25 protein-coding genes are annotated in these 21,560 nt (G+C 71.0%); 11 read left to right on the forward strand and 14 right to left on the reverse strand.

Features of this window, described 5'->3' with window-relative positions:
• Positions 1-11 precede the first annotated feature (11 nt).
• From cmtR to AUV07_RS02485, 5 genes are all read left to right on the forward strand, one after another.
• On the forward strand, positions 12-371 hold the full coding sequence (gene cmtR / locus AUV07_RS17215; protein ID WP_082802823.1) for a Cd(II)/Pb(II)-sensing metalloregulatory transcriptional regulator CmtR: 360 nt from the start codon (positions 12-14) through the stop codon (positions 369-371).
• Entirely contained in the window at positions 368-1,051 is a 684-nt protein-coding gene (locus tag AUV07_RS02470; protein WP_062633583.1) for a cation transporter, read from the forward strand. Before cmtR ends, AUV07_RS02470 begins: the two co-directional genes overlap by 4 nt.
• Positions 1,052-1,093: 42 nt before the next feature.
• Positions 1,094-2,170 carry a redox-regulated ATPase YchF gene (ychF, locus tag AUV07_RS02475; protein ID WP_062633585.1) on the forward strand — a complete coding sequence of 359 codons (1,077 nt, stop codon included), beginning with the start codon at positions 1,094-1,096 and terminating at the stop codon, positions 2,168-2,170.
• Between the two features lie 173 nt (positions 2,171-2,343).
• On the forward strand, positions 2,344-2,886 hold the full coding sequence (locus AUV07_RS02480) for a hypothetical protein (protein ID WP_157523877.1): 543 nt from the start codon (positions 2,344-2,346) through the stop codon (positions 2,884-2,886).
• 65 nt (positions 2,887-2,951) lie between these two features.
• Positions 2,952-3,293 (forward strand): hypothetical protein, encoded by a 342-nt coding sequence (locus tag AUV07_RS02485; protein WP_157523879.1) that lies wholly within the window; start codon positions 2,952-2,954, stop codon positions 3,291-3,293.
• A 33-nt stretch (positions 3,294-3,326) separates the two neighbouring features.
• Here the strand turns inward: AUV07_RS02485 and AUV07_RS02490 are convergent, their stop codons facing one another.
• The 5 genes from AUV07_RS02490 to AUV07_RS02510 form a co-directional block, all read right to left on the reverse strand.
• A complete protein-coding gene (locus tag AUV07_RS02490; protein ID WP_062633591.1) occupies positions 3,327-3,821 on the reverse strand; it encodes a BLUF domain-containing protein in 495 nt (164 codons plus the stop codon).
• The gene (locus AUV07_RS02495; protein ID WP_025102908.1) at positions 3,818-4,075 is read right to left on the reverse strand and encodes a hypothetical protein; all 258 of its coding nucleotides are present in this window, start codon (positions 4,073-4,075) and stop codon (positions 3,818-3,820) included. Before AUV07_RS02495 ends, AUV07_RS02490 begins: the two co-directional genes overlap by 4 nt.
• Before the next feature lie 84 nt (positions 4,076-4,159).
• Positions 4,160-6,520: a glycoside hydrolase family 65 protein gene (locus tag AUV07_RS02500; protein WP_062633593.1), complete on the reverse strand. Its 2,361-nt coding sequence runs from the start codon at positions 6,518-6,520 to the stop codon at positions 4,160-4,162.
• A 145-nt stretch (positions 6,521-6,665) separates the two neighbouring features.
• Complete coding sequence (locus AUV07_RS02505) at positions 6,666-7,718, reverse strand: SDR family oxidoreductase (protein WP_062633595.1); 1,053 nt, start codon at positions 7,716-7,718, stop codon at positions 6,666-6,668.
• A gap of 1 nt (position 7,719) precedes the next feature.
• Positions 7,720-8,601 (reverse strand): manganese catalase family protein, encoded by an 882-nt coding sequence (locus AUV07_RS02510; RefSeq protein ID WP_062633597.1) that lies wholly within the window; start codon positions 8,599-8,601, stop codon positions 7,720-7,722.
• A 200-nt stretch (positions 8,602-8,801) separates the two neighbouring features.
• Here AUV07_RS02510 and AUV07_RS02515 point away from each other — a divergent pair, with 200 nt between their 5' ends.
• The gene (locus tag AUV07_RS02515) at positions 8,802-10,199 is read left to right on the forward strand and encodes a M20/M25/M40 family metallo-hydrolase (RefSeq protein ID WP_062633599.1); all 1,398 of its coding nucleotides are present in this window, start codon (positions 8,802-8,804) and stop codon (positions 10,197-10,199) included.
• A gap of 144 nt (positions 10,200-10,343) precedes the next feature.
• Complete coding sequence (locus AUV07_RS02520) at positions 10,344-10,913, forward strand: alpha/beta fold hydrolase (protein ID WP_062633601.1); 570 nt, start codon at positions 10,344-10,346, stop codon at positions 10,911-10,913.
• A gap of 64 nt (positions 10,914-10,977) precedes the next feature.
• On the opposite strand, the gene AUV07_RS02525 is transcribed toward AUV07_RS02520, so the two are convergent.
• Both AUV07_RS02525 and AUV07_RS02530 read right to left on the reverse strand, forming a co-directional pair.
• Positions 10,978-11,277: a hypothetical protein gene (locus AUV07_RS02525; protein WP_060921362.1), complete on the reverse strand. Its 300-nt coding sequence runs from the start codon at positions 11,275-11,277 to the stop codon at positions 10,978-10,980.
• Positions 11,278-11,385: 108 nt separating this feature from the next.
• Entirely contained in the window at positions 11,386-11,841 is a 456-nt protein-coding gene (locus tag AUV07_RS02530) for a GNAT family N-acetyltransferase (RefSeq protein ID WP_062633602.1), read from the reverse strand.
• A gap of 152 nt (positions 11,842-11,993) precedes the next feature.
• Between AUV07_RS02530 and AUV07_RS02535 the strand changes: the two genes are divergently transcribed.
• The gene (locus tag AUV07_RS02535) at positions 11,994-12,554 is read left to right on the forward strand and encodes a Dps family protein (protein WP_062633604.1); all 561 of its coding nucleotides are present in this window, start codon (positions 11,994-11,996) and stop codon (positions 12,552-12,554) included.
• Between the two features lie 34 nt (positions 12,555-12,588).
• Here AUV07_RS02535 and AUV07_RS02540 read toward each other — a convergent pair whose 3' ends face one another.
• Entirely contained in the window at positions 12,589-13,134 is a 546-nt protein-coding gene (locus AUV07_RS02540; RefSeq protein ID WP_062633606.1) for a DUF6328 family protein, read from the reverse strand.
• An 81-nt stretch (positions 13,135-13,215) separates the two neighbouring features.
• On the opposite strand from AUV07_RS02540, the gene AUV07_RS02545 reads away from it, so the two are divergent.
• Complete coding sequence (locus AUV07_RS02545) at positions 13,216-13,419, forward strand: hypothetical protein (RefSeq protein ID WP_062633608.1); 204 nt, start codon at positions 13,216-13,218, stop codon at positions 13,417-13,419.
• 4 nt (positions 13,420-13,423) lie between these two features.
• Here the strand turns inward: AUV07_RS02545 and AUV07_RS02550 are convergent, their stop codons facing one another.
• Complete coding sequence (locus AUV07_RS02550; protein WP_060921358.1) at positions 13,424-14,008, reverse strand: 1-acyl-sn-glycerol-3-phosphate acyltransferase; 585 nt, start codon at positions 14,006-14,008, stop codon at positions 13,424-13,426.
• 23 nt (positions 14,009-14,031) lie between these two features.
• Positions 14,032-14,625 carry a carboxymuconolactone decarboxylase family protein gene (locus AUV07_RS02555; protein ID WP_062633610.1) on the reverse strand — a complete coding sequence of 198 codons (594 nt, stop codon included), beginning with the start codon at positions 14,623-14,625 and terminating at the stop codon, positions 14,032-14,034.
• 125 nt (positions 14,626-14,750) lie between these two features.
• On the opposite strand from AUV07_RS02555, the gene AUV07_RS17725 reads away from it, so the two are divergent.
• Entirely contained in the window at positions 14,751-14,897 is a 147-nt protein-coding gene (locus AUV07_RS17725; protein WP_197462102.1) for a hypothetical protein, read from the forward strand.
• Positions 14,898-14,927: 30 nt separating this feature from the next.
• On the opposite strand, the gene AUV07_RS02560 is transcribed toward AUV07_RS17725, so the two are convergent.
• A complete protein-coding gene (locus tag AUV07_RS02560) occupies positions 14,928-16,403 on the reverse strand; it encodes an MDR family MFS transporter (RefSeq protein WP_025102922.1) in 1,476 nt (491 codons plus the stop codon).
• A gap of 165 nt (positions 16,404-16,568) precedes the next feature.
• On the opposite strand from AUV07_RS02560, the gene AUV07_RS02565 reads away from it, so the two are divergent.
• Positions 16,569-18,644, forward strand: coding sequence for an ABC transporter ATP-binding protein (locus AUV07_RS02565; RefSeq protein ID WP_062633803.1), 2,076 nt, complete (start codon positions 16,569-16,571; stop codon positions 18,642-18,644).
• A gap of 12 nt (positions 18,645-18,656) precedes the next feature.
• Here AUV07_RS02565 and AUV07_RS02570 read toward each other — a convergent pair whose 3' ends face one another.
• Genes AUV07_RS02570 through AUV07_RS02580 form a run of 3 tightly spaced genes read right to left on the reverse strand, consistent with a single transcriptional unit; the run spans position 18,657 to position 21,560 of the window.
• Entirely contained in the window at positions 18,657-19,430 is a 774-nt protein-coding gene (locus AUV07_RS02570) for an SDR family NAD(P)-dependent oxidoreductase (RefSeq protein WP_062633612.1), read from the reverse strand.
• 22 nt (positions 19,431-19,452) lie between these two features.
• Positions 19,453-20,400 carry a glycosyltransferase family 2 protein gene (locus AUV07_RS02575; RefSeq protein ID WP_062633614.1) on the reverse strand — a complete coding sequence of 316 codons (948 nt, stop codon included), beginning with the start codon at positions 20,398-20,400 and terminating at the stop codon, positions 19,453-19,455.
• A gap of 23 nt (positions 20,401-20,423) precedes the next feature.
• Positions 20,424-21,560, reverse strand: coding sequence for a cysteine desulfurase family protein (locus AUV07_RS02580; protein WP_062633616.1), 1,137 nt, complete (start codon positions 21,558-21,560; stop codon positions 20,424-20,426).

Below are 21,560 nucleotides of genomic sequence, written 5' to 3' on the forward strand. Positions count from 1 at the left end.
ATAGTCAGCGTGTGCTGACTATTGCTTCTCGCGTCAACGTGATGAACAGGCTCGGACGGGCAATGGCCGATCCGACCCGTTCGCGGATTCTCCTCACGCTGCTGGATGGCCCCAGCTATCCGGCGGTTCTGTCACGGGGACTTGGATTGACGCGGTCGAACGTCTCGAATCACCTCACCTGCCTGCGCGACTGCGGCATCGTCGTCGCTGAGCCGGAGGGGCGGCAGACCCGCTACGAGATCGCGGATCCGCATCTTGCAGCGGCGCTCTCGAGTCTTGTGTCGGTGACGTTGGCGGTCGACGAGAGCGCACCATGCGTCGATCCGGCATGCTCGGTTGCCGGCTGCTGCGACGCCGGGGAGTCCCGATGACTGCGCTCATGCTCGCACCTGAGCGTCGTGACGTGTTGCGCCGCCGCATCCGGGTCGTGGTTGCGATCACGATCACCTGGAACGTCATCGAGGCGGTGGTCGCGCTCATCGCCGGCGGCGTTGCCTCGTCGGCGGCGCTCATAGGGTTCGGATTGGACTCGATCGTCGAGGTGCTCTCGGCGGCGGCGGTCGCGTGGCAATTCGCTGCGCCTGATCCAGAGAAGCGCGAGAAGGTCGCGCTGCGGGTGATCGCCGTCTCGTTCTTCGGTCTCGCTGCGTACGTGAGCGTCGACGCCGTGCTGTCGCTGTTCGGCCTGCGAGATCCTGAGCACTCGCCGGTCGGCATCGCTATCGCTGCGTTGAGTCTGCTCGTGATGCCCTTCCTCAGCTGGTTCGAGCGCCGCACCGGCCGCGAGCTCGGTTCGGCCTCCGCCATCGCCGATTCGAAGCAGACGCTCATCTGCACCTATCTCTCGGCTGCCCTCCTGGCGGGGTTGCTGCTAAATGGCCTGCTCGGCTGGGCGTGGGCGGACTCGGTAGCCGCGTTGGTGATCGCCGTGTTCGCCATCCGGGAGGGCGTCGAAGCGTGGAAGGGCGACGCATGCTGCGCCGCTCCCGTGGCTGTGCTGACCGGGGAGCGGGAACCTGACACCTGCGAGTACGACTGCTGCGCCCGCTAGGCGGCGGAGGCCGGGTTCTCGCGGCGTTATGCTCATAGAGCCATGCCTAACTTATCCATAGGAATCGTCGGCCTGCCCAACGTCGGCAAGTCCACCCTCTTCAACGCTCTCACCAAGAACGACGTGCTCGCGGCGAACTACCCGTTCGCGACGATCGAGCCGAACGTCGGCGTGGTGAACCTTCCCGACCCGCGGCTCCAGAAGCTCGCGGAGATCTTCGGGAGCGAGCGCATCCTGCCCGCCGCCGTGTCGTTCGTCGACATCGCCGGCATCGTCCGAGGGGCGAGCGAGGGGGAGGGGCTGGGCAACCAGTTCCTCGCGAACATCCGCGAGGCCGACGCGATCGCCCAGGTGGTGCGCGGGTTCTCGGACGACGACGTGGTGCACGTGGACGGTGCCGTGAACCCGGCGTCGGACATGGAGACCATCAACGCCGAGCTCATGCTCGCCGACCTGCAGACCGTCGAGAAGGCGATCACGCGGTACGAGAAGGAGGTCCGCGGCAAGAAGATCGACCCGTCGGTCCTCGAAGCCGCGAAGGCCGCCAAGGACGCCCTGGAGCGCGGGATCCTGCTCTCCACGAGCGGCCTCGACCTCGAGCCGATCCGCGAACTCGGGCTCCTGACCGTCAAGCCCGTCATCTTCGTCTTCAACGTCGACGAGTCCGTGCTGACCGACGACGCCCGCAAGGCCGAGCTCGCCGCCCTCGTCGCGCCGGCGCAGGCGATCTTCCTCGACGCGAAGATCGAGTCCGAGCTCAAGGACCTCGACCCCGAGGACGCCGCCGAGCTCCTCGCCTCGACGGGACAGGACGAGTCGGGCCTCGACCAGCTCGCCCGCATCGGCTTCGACACGCTCGGTCTGCAGACCTACCTCACCGCCGGCCCCAAGGAAGCCCGCGCCTGGACCATCCCCAAGGGATCGAAGGCCCCGCAGGCCGCCGGCGTCATCCACACCGACTTCGAGAAGGGCTTCATCAAGGCCGAGATCGTGTCGTTCGACGACCTCGTGGAGACCGGTTCCGTGCAGGAAGCCCGTGCGAAGGGCAAGGCGCGCCTGGAGGGCAAGGACTACGTCATGCAGGACGGCGACGTCGTGGAGTTCCGCTTCAACAACTGATAGCGTTCCGGCTTATCGGAAGGCGGGCGATGTCTCGATCGACAGCACGAACGGCAGCGCTCGCGTCCGTGGGGGTGGTGGCCCTGCTCTTGGTCGGGTGCGCCGCAGAAGGAACCGGGGACACGTCGAGTGCTCCATCCCCGCCCGCGACACGCGGGACCGAGCCCGTGCCCGTGACGGCGGAGGCACCGGAGCCGACCACGACGGACCGCTGCGTCCGGATGTCCGAGGTCGTCAGCTACACCGACGACTGGCGGTGGGAGCGTCGGCAGCCGCTCGTGGACCTCGGCGCCAGGGAGTTCGCGCAGGGGGAGGTGACCCTCGATGACGACGGTCATGTCGTGATGTACACGGTCGCGCCCGGCGACGTCGAGGCCGTGATCGCCGAACGGCTCTGCGCCTACCCGTCCCTCGCCTCGCTGAATCACGTGCGCGATCTCTCCCCGGGGCAGGTGCTCTGGCTCACCCCGGATCCCGACTCGCCCTGGGTGCCGTACTTCAGCCCGCTGGATGCCGAGGCCGGATTCGCACAGATCCCCTACCAGAACGCCATGACCGCGGCGGGTCTCGCAGTCGACGCGGGGGACATCGACAGCGTGCGTGCGATCTGGAACGACACCCTGGCGGGCATGTTCACCGACCCCGCCACCATCGAGGCCATCCAGAAGGTGGTCGACGCCGGGGACCCCGACGCGCTGCGCCAGCTCTTCTCCTGAGTCCGCCGAGCCCGCGCCCCGAGCGAGGTCTGGATCTCCCTCGGTCCGCCTGGGAGAGTGGTGAGGTGCAGCAAGAAGAAGCGAGTCGACCGCGGCTCCTGAGGAGAGCCCTGCCGGCGGTCGTCGTCGTGCTCGTGACCTGGCTGCTCCTCTGGCTGGCTCAGGGAGTGCCGACCGTGTGCGCCCTCGCGTTCCCCTGCCCCACGCCGGACGTCCGTGTCGCCCCGGCCCTCCTCTTCGGCGGGCTGCTGCTCGTGCCGACGGCCGTCCTGCTTCTCACGTCCGGATCGCGCCACGGGCGGAGCAGGGTCCGTGCCGTCGCGTGGGTGCTCCTGGTCGGCATTGCAGTCGTGGGCCTCGGTGCAGTGCTCTTCTCGGGCGGCTTCAGCATCGGTCTCGGTCGCTGACGTGCGACGGCTCCGGTCCGCCCGCGGGCCCGCTCATACCCGGAGGGAGGAACCCTCGTCGCTCGCGGTCGGAATCGGGACCGCAGCGCCGGAGCGGGTGCGGAACCACAGGGTGAGCTCGAACAGGGCGCGCTCCATCGTGGAGGCGTCCGCGCCGTCGACGAGGTCGTCGAAGGAGTCGCGGAAGCCCGTGGGGGCGGCGGTGCTCCCCGTGCGGAACGACCGGTAGCCCATCGACCAGTCGGAGAAGAGCCGGGCGGTGATCGGCGTCTCCAGCAGGATGCGCATCGCGCGGTGACGCGGATCGTCGGCGATCACGTCGACGAGTCGCCGCACGGCCTCGACCGGTCCTTCGAGGACCTGGAGGAAGCGCCCCTGGCGGAAGAGGAGGAGGCCCGTGATGTCGCGGGCCGCGTTCGACCGGCGGCACTGCTCGAGCAGCTGCTCCAGAGCGGTCTCCCGGAACGGCTGCGCCGCCGTGCTGGTGTAGACGAGGCGGAGCAGCCCGTCGGCCGTGGCCGCCGTCACCCCTGCACCAGCTCCGGAGCGCCGAGGGCGGCGTCGCCCTCCGAAGGGCCGGCGTGGGCGACGACCTCCGTGGTCGCGTCGCTCAACGTGGCGTGCAGACCGAGCGGCTGCGCGGACGCGGAGAACGCGGCGAAGCGGCCGTCGGGCTGACGGTCGACGTAGCCGAGGAAGTCTCCGCCGCGGCTTCCGACATGGAAGCCGTCCTCGACGCACGCCCAGAGGACATCCGATGCGGGGTGGGGGGAATCAGGCACGGCTCCACACTACGGCGGGCGGCCGACATCGCCGCGGGCCTTGCGCTGACCCGTCTCGATATGGCACACGCCCCGAACGCCGCCTCAGTCGCCGGCGCGCGGTCGTCCCGGTTCTCGCCAGCGTGGCGGCACCGGCGCCGGGGTGATCGGCTCGACGCGGTCCGGCGTCGGCAGTTTCGACGGAACGCCGGCATGCAGGACGAGCTCCTCGCCCGCGTGCCGGATGGTCACCGGTTCGCCCGCGCTCAGCCGGTAGGTCGTCTCCGCCGGCGTGATGTCGACGTGCAGGATGCAGCCGTGCAGCCGCACCCCGAACGCGAGACGGGTCACCCCCTCCGGCAGCTGCGGCCGGAAGGACAGGCCGTCGTCCCCCTCCCGCATGCCGCCGTAGCCGGCCGTGACTCCCGTCCAGACGCCGGCCAGAGCCGCGATGTGCAGTCCCTCGTCCGTGTTGCCGTGGAGGTCGTCCAGGTCGAGGGCCGCGAGCTCCGCGAGGTACGCCGCCGCGAGCTCGAGATGACCCACCTCGGCGGCGATCACGGCCTGCGCGGGCGCGGAGAGCGAGGAGTCACGCACGGTGAGGGCGTCGTAGTAGGCGAACGCCCTGGCCTTCTCCTCCCACGTGAACTCCTCGTGCGCGGTGTAGAGCGCCAGCACGAGGTCGGCCTGCTTCAGCACCTGCTTGCGATAGAGGTCGAAGTAGGGGAAGTGGCTGTGCAGCGGATAGTCGTCGGGCCCGGTGGCGTCGAAGTCCCACCGGGCGTGCGCGGTGAACCCCGCCGACTGCGGGTGCACCTGCCGCTCCTCGTCGTAGAGCACGGTCATGCCGTCGGCGGCGGCCTCCCACGCGGAGATCTCGTCGTCGTCCACGCCGAGGCGGGCGGCGACGTCCGGATGCCGCCGGACGGCTGCCGCGGCTCCGCGGAGATTCCGGCGGGCGGAGAGGTTGGTGTAGACGTTGTCGTCGACCACGGCGGTGTACTCGTCGGGTCCGGTGACCCCGTCGATGTGGAAGCCGCCGTCGTCGTCCTGGCGCCCGAGGGACACCCAGAGGCGCGCGGTCTCGACGAGGATCTCCGTGCCCGCCTCCCGCTCGAAATCCTGGTCACCCGTCGTGCGGACATAGTGCATCACGGCACCCGCCACGGCCGCGTTGATGTGGAAGGCTGCCGTGCTCGCCGGCCAGTACCCGGAGCTCTCGCGTCCGTCGATCGTGCGCCAGGCGAAGGACGCCCCGCGCAGGCCGAGCGTGCGCGCCCGCTCCCTGGCGTGATCCAGCGTCGCATGACGCCAGCGCAGTGCCTGGAGCGCGGCATCGGGAGCGGTCGAGGTGAGCACGGGGAGTACGAACGCCTCGAAGTCCCAGAACGTGTGGCCCTCGTAGCCCGAGCCGGTGAGGCCCTTGCCCGGCACGGATCGAGCCTCGGCGCGCGCCGACGCCTGGAACACCTGGAACAGCGCGAAGCGCACGGCCTGCTGCAGCCGGGCATCGCCGTCGATACGGACGTCGCCGCACTCCCAGTACCGATCGAGGACGGCGCGCTGTCCCGCCACGAGCGCGTCCCACCCCAGGCGAGCCGCTTCCTCCACGGCCTCCTCCGCGCGGTCACGCAGCGTCTGCGGTGCGAGAGACGCCGACCACTCGTGGCCGACGAGCTTGACGACCTCGAGCTCCTCGCCGGGGGCGAGGTCGACGCGGATGCGTGTGCGCGCCAGATCGTCGTCCACCTCGGTCGTCACCTCCGGCGTCCCCTCTCCGGAGATCTGCACGAGATGGTCCGCGCTCACCGCCACACGCAGACCGCTGCGGCGGGTGCGGTGCAGCAGCGTGCTCCGCGCGCCGCGCTCCGAAGCCGCGACGGCCTCCAGTGGACGGGCGAGGAGCTCCTGCACCCGCGGATCGTCATGGGTTACGGGAAGCGGCTCGTTCGCGAGCACCTCGGACAGCACGGTGACCGCGAGCGGAGCGTCGAGCGCCTGCACCCGGTAGCGCACGGCGGCCAGCGACCGGTGTTCGAGGGAGACCAGACGGGTCGAGGCGATGTGCACGCGTCGACCCTCCGCCGACTCCCAGTCGATCTCCCGATGCAGGGTTCCCTCGCGGAGGTCGAGGCGGCGGGTGTGCGCATGGACAGTCCCGTGCTCGACATCGAACGGCTCGTCGCCGACCAGCAGGCGGATGAGCTGCCCGTTCGGCACGTTGATCACCGTCTGCCCGGTCTCGGGGTACCCGTAGCCGTCCTCGGCATGCGGCATCGGATGTTCCTCGAACACGCCGTTGAGGTAGCTGCCGGCGACACCCCGCGGATCGCCCTCATCGAGATTGCCCCGCCAGCCGATGTGGCCGTTGGAGAGACCGAAAACGGACTCCTCCTGCGCGAGATGGGCCGTGTCGACGCTCTCGATGCCGACCGCCCAGGGGTCGACGGTGAAGCGCGCCGTCATCGGCGCGCCCCGGCACCGAGACGCCTGTCCGCGGAGGAGCTGAGGATGCCGAGGAGCATGGAGTTCCCTTCTGCCGGAGACCGTGTGCCTCGACGGTATCCGCGCCGATGCACCGGCACGAGGGAGTTGCGCCGCGTCGACCCGGTCAGGTAGGCGGTCGTCGACGCGAGCGGTGCGAGGGCACGAGCATCGCACCCAGGAGGCCGACGACCGCTGCGGTCCGCCACCCCGGGTGCACCCGCAGCCAGGTGCTGACGCTGCCGCGTCCGCGGTGCGGCAGCCCGCCGCGCTGCTCGGTGTCGCGGAGCGGCCCGACGAGGTTCCCGAACTGTGCGGGAGCGGCGTCGGCCGTGTGCATCATCCGCGGACCGAACCGGCCGAGGGCGGCGTCGAGCACGCCCGGCATGACGCGCTGGACCCCGGTGAGCAGGAGGGCGCCGCCACCGACGTGGATGGTGCGTGGGGGATGCACGGCGGCATGGAGGATCGCTCGTGCCACGGACCGCGGACGGTAATGCGGGTGCGGCCCGCTCGGCCGAAACGCCATCCGGCTGCGGGCATGACGGTAGATCGGTGTGTCGATGACGGCGGGTCGGACCACCGTGATCGCGACCGGCGCGCGCTCGGCACGCAGTTCGCGGCGCAGCGCGTCGATCGCTCCTTCCAGCGCGTGCTTGGAGGCGGCATACGCGCCGTGCCACGGCATCGCCACCACGGCCTCGGCCGAGCTCACGACGACGATCGTCCCTCCCGACCGCCGGAGCGCCGGCAATGCCGCCTGGACGCCGTTGAGCTGTCCGACGACGTTGATGTCGAGGACGCGACGGAACTCCTCCGGCGAGGTGTCGGTGACCGGGGCATAGAGGAGCACACCCGCGTTGCCGACCCAGGTGTCGATCCGGCCGAACGCGTGCGTGATCTGGTCGACCGCGTCCTGCACGGCCCGGCGGTCGGAGACGTCGCACACGATCCCGCGGGCGTCCCCGCCTTCCGCGGCGATCTCCTCGACCGTCTCGGTCAGCGCCTGCTCGCCCCGGGCGAGCAGGACGACGGATGCCCCCGCTCGCGCGAAGCCGAGGGCCGCCTCCCGGCCGATGCCGCGGGAGCCGCCGGTGACGACGACCACCTGGGCGTCGAGAGGCGGCCGCCGTGCGCGTGTGCGCGGCGACCGCCCCTTCCGCGAGACCGATAGCGGCATCTCACTCCTTGTGGAGCGCGTCCTGCGCGGCGCCGGCGACCTTCTCCACGACGTTCGGCAGCTCGGTCGTGCCGTAGAAGCGCGCGTCGGGGTGGGTGGGCGGAGGCATCTCGGCCGTGGTCGTGGGGCCCTCGTGGTAGCTGAACTCGCCATGTCCGTCCGGCGTCGGTCCGGATGCCCACGTGCCGTCCGCGGCGGCAGGACCGTCGCTGAAGTTGAGGTACTGGTACGACACGTCGCGGTGCTCCTTGGAGAGCGGGAAGTTGCTGGGCACGGGCAGCTTCTCGGCGCCCTCGGCCTTCAGCTCCTCCGCGGCGGCGAGCCACTGGTTCTGGTGCATGGTGTCGCGCGCCAGCAGGAAGCTCAGCAGATCGCGCACGCCGTGGTCGTCGGTCATGTGGTAGAGCCGGGCGACCTGCACCCTGCCCTGCATCTCGGCGTTCGCATTGGCCATGAAGTCGGCGAGGAGGTTGCCGCTCGCGGTGATGTACGAGCCCTGCCACGGGTTGCCGTTGCTGTCCACCGGGCGGGCGCCGGCACCGGCGACGATGCCCTGCTGCACGTCCGTGCCGCCGACGATCGCGGCGACCGTCGGGTCGTCCTGCACGGCGTCCTCCGTGATGCCGAGCGGCGACTTCTCGAGGAGCTGCGCGATCATGACCGCGAGCATCTCGACGTGGCCCATCTCCTCGGCCCCGATGCCGAAGACGAGGTCGCGGTACTTGCCGGGGATGTGCATGTTCCACGCCTGGAACTGGTACTGGAGAGCGACGGTGATCTCGCCGTACTGCCCGCCGAGGACCTCTTGCAGCTTGCGGGCGTAGACGGCGTCCGGGGCCTCGGGCGTTGCGGAGAATTGGAGCTCCTGTCGATGGAAGAACATATCGAGCCTTTCTCTTCTGGGGTGGGCTGGCCATGCAACGCCCGGTCGGCCGATCCACTCAGGGCCTTTCCAAACCCGGAGTCGCCTGGGACAATCACTCTCGGCCCGCGCGGCATCGGACCTCGCCGCGGTGATAGCCGGTCGGCGCCGACGCCGTCAACCCCCGCCCGTATCCCCGGTCCTCCGGGCAGTCTGTTCGCATGACAGAGGACACGGCTGCAGCGCGGGACGCGATCGACGCCTTCCTCGAGTCCCACCTGGATGAGATGGTCGAGCGGCTGTCGGCCTGGGTCGAGGTCCCCTCCGTCTCGGCGGACCCCGAGCGCCGCATCGACGGCGTGCGGTCGGCCCATTGGATCGCCGCCGAATTGCGTGACGCGGGCTTCACGACGTCGCTGCTCCCGGCGGGCGATGCGGTGACCGTGTTCGCCGAGCGGGACGGCGCGCCGGGGGCGCCCACCGTGCTCGTCTACACCCACCACGACGTCCGCCACGCGAAGCCGGAGGAATGGAGCGAGACGGCGCCGTTCGTGCCGGTTCTCCGCGATGGGCGGCTCTACGGGCGCGGGGCGTCGGACGCGAAGGGTCAGGCGCTCGCGCACGTCTGGGCCCAGCGGGCGCTCGCCGCCGTGGACGGTCCCGCTGCGGGGGTGCATCTCAAGGTGCTCGTCGACGGCGAGGAGGAGATCGGCTCCCCGCACCTCAGGGAACTCCTGGAGGCCGACCCCGACCGGTTCGCGTGCGACCTCGTGGTCTTCTCGGACACTCTGCAGTGGGAGGTCGACTCTCCGGCTCCGGTGACCTCGATGCGGGGGACGTTGACCGCGACGCTCACGGTGCAGGGGCCCGACCGGGACGTGCACAGCGGCGCCGCCTCCGGCGTGACCGTGAATCCGGCCCTCGTCCTGTCCCGGGTGCTCGCGCAGCTGCACGACGAGGACGGGGGCATCGCGATCCCCGGCTTCCATGACGGCGTGGCCCCGCTCACCGACGAGCGCGCCGCGGAGCTCGACGCGCTGCCGTTCGATCCCGACGACTGGACGCGGCGCACCGAGACCAGGGTCATCGTGGGGGAGAAGGGGTTCACCCCGAAGGAGCGCCTGTGGGAGCGCCCGGCCATCGAGGTGATCTCCCTGCTCGCCGGTGACCCGGAGGGTATCGAGCGCTCCGTCATTCCGCGGGAGGCCATGGCCTCGCTGAGCATCCGGACCGTCGCCGACCAGCGCAACCATGACGTCGCCGACGCGCTCCGCGCCTTCATCGCCGACATCATGCCCCCCGAGGCGACGTACCGGCTCGAGGTCGACGAGGACATCGCACAGGAGCCGTATCTCTCTCCTCCGGGGCCGTACCGGGATGCGCTGGAGCGCGCTCTCGCCCGCGGGTACGGCCGGCAGGTCCAGGGAAGGATGGGCAATGCCGGGGGAGGGCCGGCCGAGCTGCTGTCCCGGGAGCTCGATGCCCCGGTCGTCTTCCTCGGAACGGGTCTTCCCGAGGACCGCTGGCATGCGAGCGACGAGAGCATCGATCTGCGCATGCTCGTCCGCGGCGCTGCGACCCTCGCGCATCTGTGGCGCGAGCTCGCCGCCGCTTCTTGACTCCGCCGGGGGATGCGAGGAGGAGGCTCGTCCCCCGGCGGGCTACGCTGGACGCAGGCGCCACCGCCCGGTGCCCGGTCGCAGGAGCCCGGCGCGGACGACGCCTGCGAACCTGACACCGACGGCTTGAGGAGAACGACGCCGATGACCGACACCCAGATCTTCGAGCCCGAGGGCCGTGCCATCCCCTTCGTCGACGAGGGCGACGGGCCGGTCAAGCTCGTGCTCATCCAGGAGCGCGGCCTTGCGGCCGACGTGCTCGGAGTGGTCGGTCACTACCTCGCCGAAGAGGCGGGATTCCACGTGGTGCGGATCGGGCATCGTGCCGACGACGCCGACACCTCGATCGACGACCGCGTCGCGGACGCGCTCGCCGTCATCGACCACCTCGGCCTCGGCGACACGTGGATCGGCGGCCATGGCTTCGGCGGCACGATCGCGCGGTCGTTCGCGCTGGCTCATCCGGACCGGGTGAACGGTCTCGCGCTCCTCGGCGTGGAAGACGTGGAGACACCCCTCGCCCCGGTGATCCCGGTGCTGCTGATCCAGGGGACGGCCGACGAGGTCACCCCGTCCGCGAACGCCGAGAGCCTGCGTGCCACGGCTCCGGAGCGCGCCAGCATCAAGGTCGTCGAGGGCGGAGACCACCTCTTCCCGATGACGCACCCCATCGAGACGGCCGTCGTGCTCGAGGAGTACCTGGACTGGGACTGACTTCGAGCCCGCACAGACGCGAACGCCGCGGCCGGAATGGCCGCGGCGTTCGGGGTCTGAGGTCTCAGGCGACCTGAGGGAGCACGGCGAAGGACACGGAGCCCTCGTCGTCCACGCCCGCGTCGAGGACCTTGTCGTCGAGCGCGGAGGCAGCGGCCTCGTCGAGGAACAGGCGCGTGCCCGACAGCTCGACGACCTGATCGGCGGGCTCCGGATCGGCGGTCACGGCGACGGCGAGACGGGCCGCGCCCGTGTCGTCCTGCGCCTCGGCGGTGTGGATGCGCAGCCCGGCGGCCGGCGCGTCGTTCTGTCGACTCACGAGGGTCGACACGATGGCGGTGGCGTTGTCGGTGAGGGTGAGCACGAGCTCTCCTTTCCGGTTGGGGCATGACGCGGTCGCGACATGTCCCGGCTACGATTCCCCATCGCCCCGGATCCTCTCGACCCCCTTGCGCCGACGGGGGCGCTGCCCTTAACCTCGCAGCCGTTTGCGGAGGAACACCTGCGCCGTGCCGTCGCCCTGCGGCACCCGTTCGCGCTCCTCGTATCCGCAGGACTCGTACAGCCGGATGTTCGCTTCGCTGAGGCTTCCGGTGAAGAGCTCGGACTCGCGGGCGTCGGAGGCCTGTTCCGCCGCCTCGAGGAGCCTCCGGCCGATGCCCTCGCCCTGCATGTCGGGAGCGATCGCGATCCGTCCGATCAGGAGCAGGTCGTCGTCCTCGACGAACCGGATGGCTCCGACGAGGCGGCCGTCGATCCGGGCACCCAGGCCGCGCTCCGAGGTGAGCTCCGCCTCCATCTCGGCGAGTGTCTGGGTCAGCGGCGGCATGTCGACGCTCCCGTAGATCGCCGCCTCCGACACGAAGGCCGCCCGCTGGATCGTGAGCACCTCGCCGGCATCCGCCGCGGTCAGAGGGGCGATGACCACCTCGGGTCGATCCTCGTGTGCTGCTGTTCCCACTGTTCCGCCTCTCGTGATGGCCGTATCGCCTCCCTCACGTTCGGGGGCGCGCCCGGTGGGTGTCAACCCCCTCGAATCGGGTGCGCGGCGGGGCTACCGTGACGGCAGGAGGTCACACCATGGCAGACACGAAGTCCACGAAGACCAGCAGCTCCCGCAGCAAGAGCGAGGCGACGAAGACCGGCGTCAAGACCACGCGCCAGCAGAACGCGGAGAAGGGGTTCACGGCATCCCCGACCCTCGCGGCGAACCTGCAGGCCGTGCTCGTCGATCTGCTCGAGCTCTCGCTGCAGGGCAAGCAGGCGCACTGGAACGTCGTCGGACGGAACTTCCGCGACACCCACCGTCAGCTCGACGAGATCATCGAGGACGCCCGGACGTTCAGCGACACCATCGCGGAGCGCATGCGCGCGCTGCACGCCGTCCCCGACGGCCGCAGCGCCACGATCGCGAAGACGACCACGCTGCCGGAGTTCCCGACCGGCGAGGTGTCCACGACGGAGACCATCGACCTCGTCACCGCGCGCCTCGAGGCCGCGGTCGGAACGATGCGCGACGTGCACGACGCCGTCGACGAGGAAGACCCGACGTCCGCCGATCTGCTGCACGCCGTCATCGAGCGGCTGGAGCAGTTCGCCTGGATGGTGAGCGCGGAGAACCGCAGTCCCGCCGGTCGTTGATCGACCCGCTGTCCGACCGCCGCCCTCGTCGCGCTCACGCCGACGGGGGCGGCGGTCCGTCGTGTGAGCGCACCCGCGATCGGGCGCGCCGCAGCAGGCCGGGCAGCGCCATCCACAGTCCGACCACGAGCACGAGGGACGCGATGAGCGCGACGATCCCGGCGGTCCGGCTGACCGTGAAGTCGATGATGAGAGTCGTGACGCCGATCGTGAGGGCGCCGATCACGAACAGGTCGATCTTCACCAACCGCGCCGCCGTCCGGACGAGGTCGGGCTTCAGCCGGCTGCCGAACAGGGCGCGGTGGATTCCGACGGGGGCGAGGGCGAGGATCGTCGCGAGAGCGGCGAGGGCCACGAGGACGACGTACAGGTCGCGCTGGAACTCGTCCATGTCGGTGAAGCGCGGCTGGAAGGCCACCGCCAGAAGGAAGCCGGTGAGGATCTGGGTTCCGGTCTGCATGACCCGCAGCTCCTGCAGCAGCTCCTCCCAGTTGCGGTCCGCGCGCTCGTTCGGGGTCTCGTCGCGGCCGTCGTCGCGGTCGTCGCGCTCGTCCGCGGCGCCACGGGGTTCTGCTCTCATGGCGATAGTCTCGTGGGCACGATCCGCCGCTGTCCAGGACCTTGCGCGGCCTGGCGGAGACGCCTCAGGAAAGGACCCGAGATGACCCTGCCTCCGATCGACGAATGGTGGCCAGAGCTGTCCGACGACGCGCGCCGAGCGGTCATCGGCAGCGGCTCGCGGCACCTCGATGAGGACGTCCGCGAGGAGATCAGGGAGATCACCGGAGCGGTTGTCGGGATGATCGAGTCGCTGTCCGACGACGACCTCGCGTACGCCCGAGACCACGCGCCCGCGGAGGAGTGAGGCGTCAGCCCTCCGGCCGCTCGGCCGTCTCCTCGCGCAGCCGCGGCTCCGTGCGGCGCTCCGGACGCACGCCGTGCTTGTCGGCGTAGAACGCGCGGATCCGGTCCATGTCGGCGGCCACGTCTCCCGTGAGGTCGATCGTCGGCCCGAGGCCGGTCGTCATCGTGTGGCGGTCGACGAAGCCGAGGGTGACCGGCATGCCGGTGGCACGCGCGATCCGGTAGAAGCCGCTCTTCCAGTACTCGTTGCCGCCGCGGGTGCCGTCGGGGGTGACGACGAGGCCGAACACGGTCCCGGCGTGAACTTGCTCCACGACCTCGCCGACAATGCGTGCCGGATCCGCCCGGTCGACGGCGATGCCGCCGAGGCCGCGCATGATCGGGCCGCGCCAGCCGCGGAACAGGCTCTTCTTGCCCAGCCAGTGCACTTCGATTCCCAGCCGCCAGGCGATCGCGAGCATGAGCACGAAGTCCCAGTTCGAGGTGTGCGGGGCGCCGATCAGGACGGTCGGCCGCGTGGGGGCGGCGTCGGCGACGAGGGTCCACCGGCTGACGGCCCAGTACACGCGGGCGAGGAATCGTCGGAGCATCCGTCCAGATTAAGGGGAGCGGCCTATCGATCACCTGGCGGCTCGGCCGCGGAGGCGTGCGTGAGCGCCGCGGCGAGAGCGGGGTCCAGCCCGGAGATCTCCTCGACGGGGACGGCCAGCGCGAGCAGTGCCCTGCTGAAGTAGTTGCGCGCCGCCGCCGCCAGGGTGATGTCCACGATCTGCCGGTCGCTGAACCCCGCCTCGCGCAGCTCCTGCGTGTCCGCATCGGTCATCGCCCAGGGAGCCGTCGACAGGCGTGCGGCGAAGCGGATCACGACCTGCTCCTGCTCCGTGAAACCGCGGTCGTCTCCGGCGGCGAAGGCGGCGAGTCCTTCCTCGTCGACGACTCCCGCGCGGAGGGAGCGGCGGCCGTGGGCGAGCAGACAGTGTGCGGAACCGAGGGCCCGCGCCGCACCGAGGGTCGCGGCTTCGTAGACTCCCACGCCGATCGACGGGACGACCGCGCGGACGAGCTCCTCGAAGGCGGCGTGGGCTTCGGGGTTCACGGCCATGGCGCGGGTGTGTGCGAACACGATCCCGTCGTCGGCGAGGTCGCTCTCGTACATCGCCGCGACATGTCCGGTCGCGGTGGCCCGCTCGGGAGGGTGGATGATCATGGCGCCTCCTCGGCTCCGGGGGCGCGGCGAGGGTGCGCACCCCCTCGCCGGGAACGATACGCCGCTCTCAGGTCGCAGAGAAGAGCCTCGGCGCCGGGTGCTCCTGGCAGGCGTACGATCGAGGGATGACCGAATCGAAGCAGGAGAGCACCGGGCAGGACGCGCCGCTCGGGCTGCAGCCGCTGCCGGGCGCGATCGAGCTGCTCGACGGCGCCGCCGCCGGCTACTGCAGCAACGGCGTCTGCCACATCCCCGCCCCGAAGGAGCGGTGAGCAGCAGACGCCGTCGGTGTCTCTGCGCGGTCAGTGACCGCCGTGCGCCGCGTCGCCGATGTCGTCGGCGGGCTTGCGCACCAGCGGGCTGAGCGCGACCGCGGCGAGCGAGATGATCGCCGCGATGAGGAACGCCGTCCGCGCACCGGGGGCACCCGCCACCGCCCGCGACAGGCCCTCGTCCTCGCCGGCGTGCAGGATGGCCGAGTACGTGACCGTGAGCAGCGCGACGCCGGCCGCGCCGCCGACCTGCTGCAGCGTGTTCAGCACGGCCGAGCCGTGCGAGTACAGCGAACGGTGCAGCGACCCCAGCGACGAGGAGAAGAGGGGCGTGAACGACATCGCGAGGCCGACCGACATGGCCGCCTGCACGATGATCAGCAGCCACCACACGGTGTGCTCGCCGACCGTCGAGTAGAAGAAGAGCGAGGCCGAGACGAGGATCGTGCCGGGGATGAGCAGCGGTCGGGTGCCCTTCGCGTCGTACACGCGACCCATGATCGGTCCGAGGAGACCCATCAGCACCGAACCGGGGAGCAGGATGAGGCCCGACTCCAGAGCGCTGAGTCCGGCGACGTTCTGCAGGTACTGCGGCAGCAGCGTGAGCGTGCCGAACATCGACAGCGCCAGGATCGTCATGATGATGACGGCCAGCGAGAAGTTCGCCGAACGGAACACGCGCAGGTCGAGCAGCGCGTCGTCCACCCGCTGCAGCACGAGCTGGCGCCAGACGAAGAGGGCGAGCGAGACGGCGCCGACGACCAGGGCGATGACGCCGGTCGTGCCGCCCGCACCGCCTTCGCCGCCGAACTGGCTGAGGCCGAAGACGATGCCGCCGAAGCCGAGCGCCGCGAGCGGGATGGACAGCACGTCGAGCGGAGCCTTGCGGGTCTCGCCGAGGTTCGTCATCCACTTCGCGCCCATGCCGAGCGAGATCAGGGCGATGGGCAGCACGATCGCGAACAGCGCGCGCCAGTTGAACGCGTCCAGCACGGCGCCCGCGAGCGTCGGGCCGATGGCGGGCGCGAGCGAGATGACGAGGCCGACGCGACCCATCATGCGGCCGCGGGACTGCGCGGGCACGACGTTCATGATCGTCGTCATCAGCAGCGGCATCATGATGCCGGTGCCGGCGGCCTGGATCACGCGACCCACGAGCAGCACGGAGAACCCGGGCGCGACGAGCGCCACGAGCGTGCCGAGCGAGAAGGCCGTCATCGCGGCGATGAAGACCTGTCGCGTCGTGAAGCGCTGCAGGATGAAGCCGGTGGTCGGGATGACCACCGCCATCGTGAGCATGAACGCGCTCGTCAGCCACTGCCCGAGCTCGGGCGGGATGCCGAGATCAGTGTTCAGGTGCGGGATCGCGATGCCCATCGTCGTCTCGTTGAGGATGGCGACGAAGGCGGCGACGAGCAGCAGCCAGATGACCCGCATGTCCTTGCGGGGGATGCCCCCGCTCGATGCGGGGGGCGTCGTGATGGAGCCGGTATCGACGGCAGACATGGGCGGCCTCCAGGGCATCGGAGAGAAGAGGAAGGTGCGAGAGTTCGCGAGAGTCATTCAGCGTAACGGGTCGGACGGACATTTCATTCCGAAATCTGGGATATCGCTGAACGCCGAGACAGCGGAGCCGGTGTCCTGGGGGGTGAGTACGCTGGCGCCATGAGCATGGGCGGGATGGGCGGCGGTCCGCGGGGCGGTTTCCGCGGCGTGGACGAGGACGCGCAGCGTCGGCTCAACGCGGAGGCTCCGAAGATCGACGGGCTCGGCACCCGGGTCGTCGCTCTGTTCAGCGCCTACCGGTGGCGCATCCTCTTCACCGGTGTTCTCGTGGTCCTGGGCGCTGGCATCGCGGTCATCCCGCCGCTCCTCGTGCAGCGCATCTTCGATGACGCGCTGTTCCCCGTCGACGGCGGCGGCCCCCACCTCTCGCTGCTCGGCGTGCTCGTCGGCGCGATGGTCGGCCTCTTCCTCTTCTCGGCGGTCCTCGGCGTCGCACAGACCTGGCTCACGGCCACGGTCGGCAACAGCGTCACGGGCGATCTCCGGGTGCGGCTGTTCGAGCACCTGCAGGCCATGGAGCTCGGCTTCTTCACCCGCACGAAGACCGGCGTGATCCAGTCCCGGCTGCAGAACGACGTCGGCGGCGTCTCGGGCGTGCTGACGAACACGGTCACCAGCATCCTCGGCAACGCCGTCACGGTGATCGCCTCCCTCGTCGCGATGATCCTCATCGACTGGCGCCTCACCCTCATCGCCGTCGTGCTCATGCCGTTCCTCGTGCTCGTGCAGCGACGCGTGGGACAGGTGCGCGCCCGCATCGCGGGGGAGACCCAGGAGTCGCTGTCCGAGCTGACCTCCATCACCCAGGAGACCCTGAGCGTCTCGGGCATGCTGCTGTCCAAGGCGTTCAACCGCCAGCGCACCGAGTCCGAGCGCTATCAGCAGGAGAACCGCAATCAGGTGCGCCTCCAGGTGCGGCGGGCGATGAGCGGTCAGGGCTTCTTCGCGGTCGTCCAGGTCATCATGGCCAGCGTCCCGGCCGTCATCTACCTCGTCTCCGGATACCTCATCGCGGGCGGCACGGGAGCGATCACCGCGGGGACGATCGTGGCCTTCACGACGGTCCAGGCGCGGCTGCTCATGCCGCTCATGGGGCTCATGCGGGTCTCGCTCGATCTGCAGACCTCGTCGGCGCTGTTCGCCCGCATCTTCGAGTACCTGGACCTCGTGCCCGAGATCACCGACGCCCCCGATGCGATCGCCGTGGCGCAGGCCCCCGGGCCGCGTGGACGCATCGAGTTCCAGGACGTCGTGTTCCGGTATCCGGATGCCGCGGCGGACTCGCGTCCCACCCTGCACGGCGTCTCCTTCGTGGCCGAGCCCGGGCAGCACGTCGCCTTCGTCGGCCCCTCCGGCGCGGGCAAGACCACGATCCTCTACCTCGCGCCGCGGCTGTACGAGGTCAAGGGCGGCGCGGTGCTGTTCGCGGGGGCCGACGTGCGCAGCCTCACGCAGGAGTCGATCATCGACGACGTGGGCATCGTCTCCCAGGAGACCTACCTGTTCCACGCGACGATCCGGGAGAACCTCCGCTACGCGAAGCCCGATGCGACGGACGAGGAGCTGGTCGCCGCCTGCACCGCGGCCAACATCCACCACATCATCGCAGGATTCGAGAAGGGCTACGACACGGTCGTGGGGGAGCGCGGGTACCGGCTCTCCGGTGGCGAGAAGCAGCGCATCGCGATCGCCCGCGTGCTGCTGAAGGACCCGCCGGTGCTCCTGCTCGACGAGGCGACCTCCGCCCTGGACACCGTGTCCGAGCGCGTGGTGCAGGAGGCCCTCGACGAGGCGGCCAAGGGACGCACGACCCTGTCGATCGCGCACCGCCTGTCGACGGTCATGGGGGCGGACGTCATCCATGTGCTGGAGGCCGGGCGCATCGTGGAGTCCGGCACCCACGCCGAGCTGCTCGCGCAGGGCGGCCTCTACGCCGAGCTGGCGGCGCAGCAGGTGGCCGCATCGCGCGTGCTCGACGCCGAGATCGAAGCGGAAGCGGAGGAGGAGGCGGCGATCCGGGGCGGTGTCGAGGAGGGCGTCGAGGCGGGCCTCGCCGCGCGCCGTGCGGATCGCGAGCCGGAGGATTCCGCCGCAGCCGATGCCGTCGTGGCGCTGACGACGGGCGTCCCGTTGCCGACGGCATCGAGCACTGACGCCCGGCCGCGCCCGACCGACGGGTGACGACCGCGAGGGTCAGTGCACGGAGAGCCCGCCGTCGATGAACAGCGACTGGCCAGTGACGTAGGCCGAGCCTGGACCGGCGAGGAAGATCGCGGCTGCGGCGAAGTCCTCCGGAAGACCGTTGCGTCCGATCATCGTCCGGGCCGCGAGGGCCGCGATCGTGGCGGGGTCCTCCTGCAGCCGGGCGTTCAGGGGCGTGAGGACGAATCCCGGGACGAGGGTGTTGCTCGTCACCCCGGTGCCGCCCCAGGCCTCGGCCTCCGAGCGCATGAGCGATTCGACCGCGCCCTTGGAGGCGCCGTACACCCCGCTGCCCACGAACGCGCGGTGCGCCTGCTGGGAGCTGATGTGGATCAGTCGCCCGTAGCCGCGCGCCGCCATGCCCTGCGCCCAGCGCTGACCGAGGAGGAACGGGGCGAGCGCATTGACGGTCATCGTGGCGTCCCAGTCCGCCTCGGTGATCTCCGCGTAGGGCGGACGGATGTTGATGCCGGCGGAGTTGACGAGGATGTCCGGCTCGCCGAAGGGGACGGCCGCGGCCTCCGCGACCGCGTGGATGCCGTCGCGGGTGCTCAGATCGCCGACCGCGCCCGCGGCCCGGCACCCCTGCGCGTTCAGCTCCTCCACGGTCTCGGCGATGCGCTCCGCGCCGCGGGCGACGATCACCGTGGCCGCGCCGGCCCGGGCGAGCGCCGTCGCGATGCCGCGACCGACACCCGAGCTGCCGCCGGTCACGACGGCGGTGCGGCCGTCGAGCGCGAACAGCGAGGAGAGATAGTCGGTCATGCGGGGGTCCTTCCGGCGGGGCTCACCATGCGAGGGCGTCGGCGAGGCTGGGGTCGGGGCGGGCGTCGGCGAACTCGGGAAGGGCACGCAGCTCGGTCAGGAACGCGGAGACCTCCGCCGCGTAGGCGGGATCGGGATGGGTGTCCGCGATCTCCCGGAGCGGAGCGACGTCCATCGCGAGGATGAGGTCGAGCCGCGCGGTCACGGCGGCATGCGCGCCCGCCTCCTGCAGGACGCGGATCCCGCCGCGGAGCGCGGCGAGGTAGTCGCGGAGCACGGGGAGCTGCGCCTTGCTCTGGGTGATCGAGGTGCCGTCCGCTCGGACGCGCCAGCGCACCACGACGTCCGGCAGCACGTCGAAGGCGCGCGCCCGGGTGTACATCGTCTGCGCGACGACCTGGTCCTCGTAGGCCACCCCTTCGGGGAACCGCAGGTCGGACCACATCTCCGTGCGGCTCACCTTGGACCACGCGACGATGTTCGACACGGCCTGCGGGTGCTCCGCGAGAGCGGTGCCGAGGCGGGCCGGAGAGGTCGCCGCGGCCACCCACGGCTGCACGCGGCCGGGCACGTATCCTCGCCCCTGCGGGCGCAGCCGCACGTAGGCGCCGGCGGCGAAGTCGCTCCCCGTGCGCTCGAGCGTGCCCACGAGGGTCGACAGGGCATCCGGCGTGAGCTCGTCATCCGCGTCGAGGAAGCCGGTGTAGGGCGTGTCGACCTGCGCGAGGCCGACATTGCGCGCGGCGCCGAGCCCGACGGAGGCCTCGTGCCGGATCACGGTGAACCGGGCGTCCCTCGCGGCGGCGTCCGTGAAGATTGCTCCCGTGTCGTCCGTGGAGCCGTCGTCGATGAGGATGGCACGCCACCGCTCGTCCGTCTGCGCGCGGAGGGAGTCGAGGGCGGCCGGGGCGAACGCGGCGATGTCGCGTCCGGGCACGATCAGCGTCACGGTCGGGGAGGGGGCGGTCACTCCGCCGAGTCTAGGGCCGTCCGTCAGCCGCGGACCGCGACGACCGCCTCCGCGACCAATGCGGCGAGGCGCTCGGGAGCGTCCGCCGGGAGGGCGGTGCGCCCGAAGGTGAACCGCACGGCCGTCTGGGCGACCTCCGGGGTGATGCCGCAGGCGAGCAGCACGGGGGAGGGCTCGTCGCTGCCGGCCGCGCAAGCGGAGCCGCTGGACGAGATCACCCCGCGGCGCTCCAGCTCCAACAGCACCGCCTCGCCGCTCACACCCGCGATCGTGAAGCTCGCCGTCGCGGGGAGCCGATGCACGGGATGCCCGGTCAGCGTCGCGTCGGGCACCCGCCGGGTCACCTCGCCGATGAAGCGCGCCGTCGCCTCTGCCGCTCGGGCCGCAGCGGCCGCGCGCTCGTGCTCCGCGAGCTCGAGCGCCGTCGCCAGGCCGACTGCTCCGGCGACGTCCACCGTGCCGGACCGCCGTCCGCGCTCCTGGCCCCCACCGTGCAGGAGCGGCTCCAGAGGGAGGCGTCCGCGGACGACGAGCGCCCCGGTCCCTTTGGGAGCGCCGAGCTTGTGCCCGGCGATCGACACGGCGTCGGCATCCAGATCGTGCAGGGGCAGCCAGCCGGCCGACTGCACGGCGTCGACGTGGAGGGGCACGCGGCGGGCGCGGACGACCTCGCGGAGCGCGGCGATGTCCTGGACGGTGCCGATCTCGTTGTTCGCGTGTCCGACGGACACGACGGCCGTGTCGTCGGTGAGCACCGTGTCGAGGGCGTCCGGCCCGATCCGCCCGGTCCCGTCCACCGCGGGCATCGCTACCGTGGCCCCGTGGAACCGCGCGAGGTACGCTGCCGACTCCCGGATCGACTCGTGCTCGATGGGCGACACCACGACGCGCCGCCGCCCGGAGGCGAGCGCTGCCAGCGTGACTCCCTTCACGGCGAGTTTGTTCGCCTCCGTGCCGCCGCCGGTGAAGACGACGTCGCTTACCCGCGCCCCGAAGACGCGGGCGACCCTGGTGCGGGCGTCCTCCAGCGCCCGCGCCGCCGTTTCGCCCGCGGTGTGGTGGCTGGCCGGGTTGCCGAACACCGCGGTGAGGTAGGGCTCCATGGCCGCGCGCACCTCGGGGCGTACCGGCGAGGTCGCGGCGTGATCGAGGTACAGCAC

This window comes from Microbacterium sp. CH1, from assembly GCF_001595495.1.
GTDB lineage: Bacteria > Actinomycetota > Actinomycetes > Actinomycetales > Microbacteriaceae > Microbacterium.

Bases quoted from the DNA above. Each gene is read 5' to 3' on its own strand.
- AUV07_RS02535 (WP_062633604.1), top strand. From the start codon at position 11,994: ATGGCAGACACGAAGTCCACGAAGACCAGCAGCTCCCGCAGCAAGAGC.
- AUV07_RS02540 (WP_062633606.1), bottom strand. From the start codon at position 13,134: ATGAGAGCAGAACCCCGTGGCGCCGCGGACGAGCGCGACGACCGCGAC.
- AUV07_RS17725 (WP_197462102.1), top strand. From the start codon at position 14,751: ATGACCGAATCGAAGCAGGAGAGCACCGGGCAGGACGCGCCGCTCGGG.
- AUV07_RS02505 (WP_062633595.1), bottom strand. From the start codon at position 7,718: ATGCCGCTATCGGTCTCGCGGAAGGGGCGGTCGCCGCGCACACGCGCA.
- AUV07_RS02500 (WP_062633593.1), bottom strand. From the start codon at position 6,520: ATGACGGCGCGCTTCACCGTCGACCCCTGGGCGGTCGGCATCGAGAGC.
- AUV07_RS02545 (WP_062633608.1), top strand. From the start codon at position 13,216: ATGACCCTGCCTCCGATCGACGAATGGTGGCCAGAGCTGTCCGACGAC.
- AUV07_RS02510 (WP_062633597.1), bottom strand. From the start codon at position 8,601: ATGTTCTTCCATCGACAGGAGCTCCAATTCTCCGCAACGCCCGAGGCC.
- AUV07_RS02515 (WP_062633599.1), top strand. From the start codon at position 8,802: ATGACAGAGGACACGGCTGCAGCGCGGGACGCGATCGACGCCTTCCTC.
- ychF (WP_062633585.1), top strand. From the start codon at position 1,094: ATGCCTAACTTATCCATAGGAATCGTCGGCCTGCCCAACGTCGGCAAG.
- AUV07_RS02565 (WP_062633803.1), top strand. From the start codon at position 16,569: ATGGGCGGGATGGGCGGCGGTCCGCGGGGCGGTTTCCGCGGCGTGGAC.
- AUV07_RS02520 (WP_062633601.1), top strand. From the start codon at position 10,344: ATGACCGACACCCAGATCTTCGAGCCCGAGGGCCGTGCCATCCCCTTC.
- AUV07_RS02470 (WP_062633583.1), top strand. From the start codon at position 368: ATGACTGCGCTCATGCTCGCACCTGAGCGTCGTGACGTGTTGCGCCGC.
- AUV07_RS02570 (WP_062633612.1), bottom strand. From the start codon at position 19,430: ATGACCGACTATCTCTCCTCGCTGTTCGCGCTCGACGGCCGCACCGCC.
- AUV07_RS02555 (WP_062633610.1), bottom strand. From the start codon at position 14,625: ATGATCATCCACCCTCCCGAGCGGGCCACCGCGACCGGACATGTCGCG.
- AUV07_RS02550 (WP_060921358.1), bottom strand. From the start codon at position 14,008: ATGCTCCGACGATTCCTCGCCCGCGTGTACTGGGCCGTCAGCCGGTGG.
- AUV07_RS02560 (WP_025102922.1), bottom strand. From the start codon at position 16,403: ATGTCTGCCGTCGATACCGGCTCCATCACGACGCCCCCCGCATCGAGC.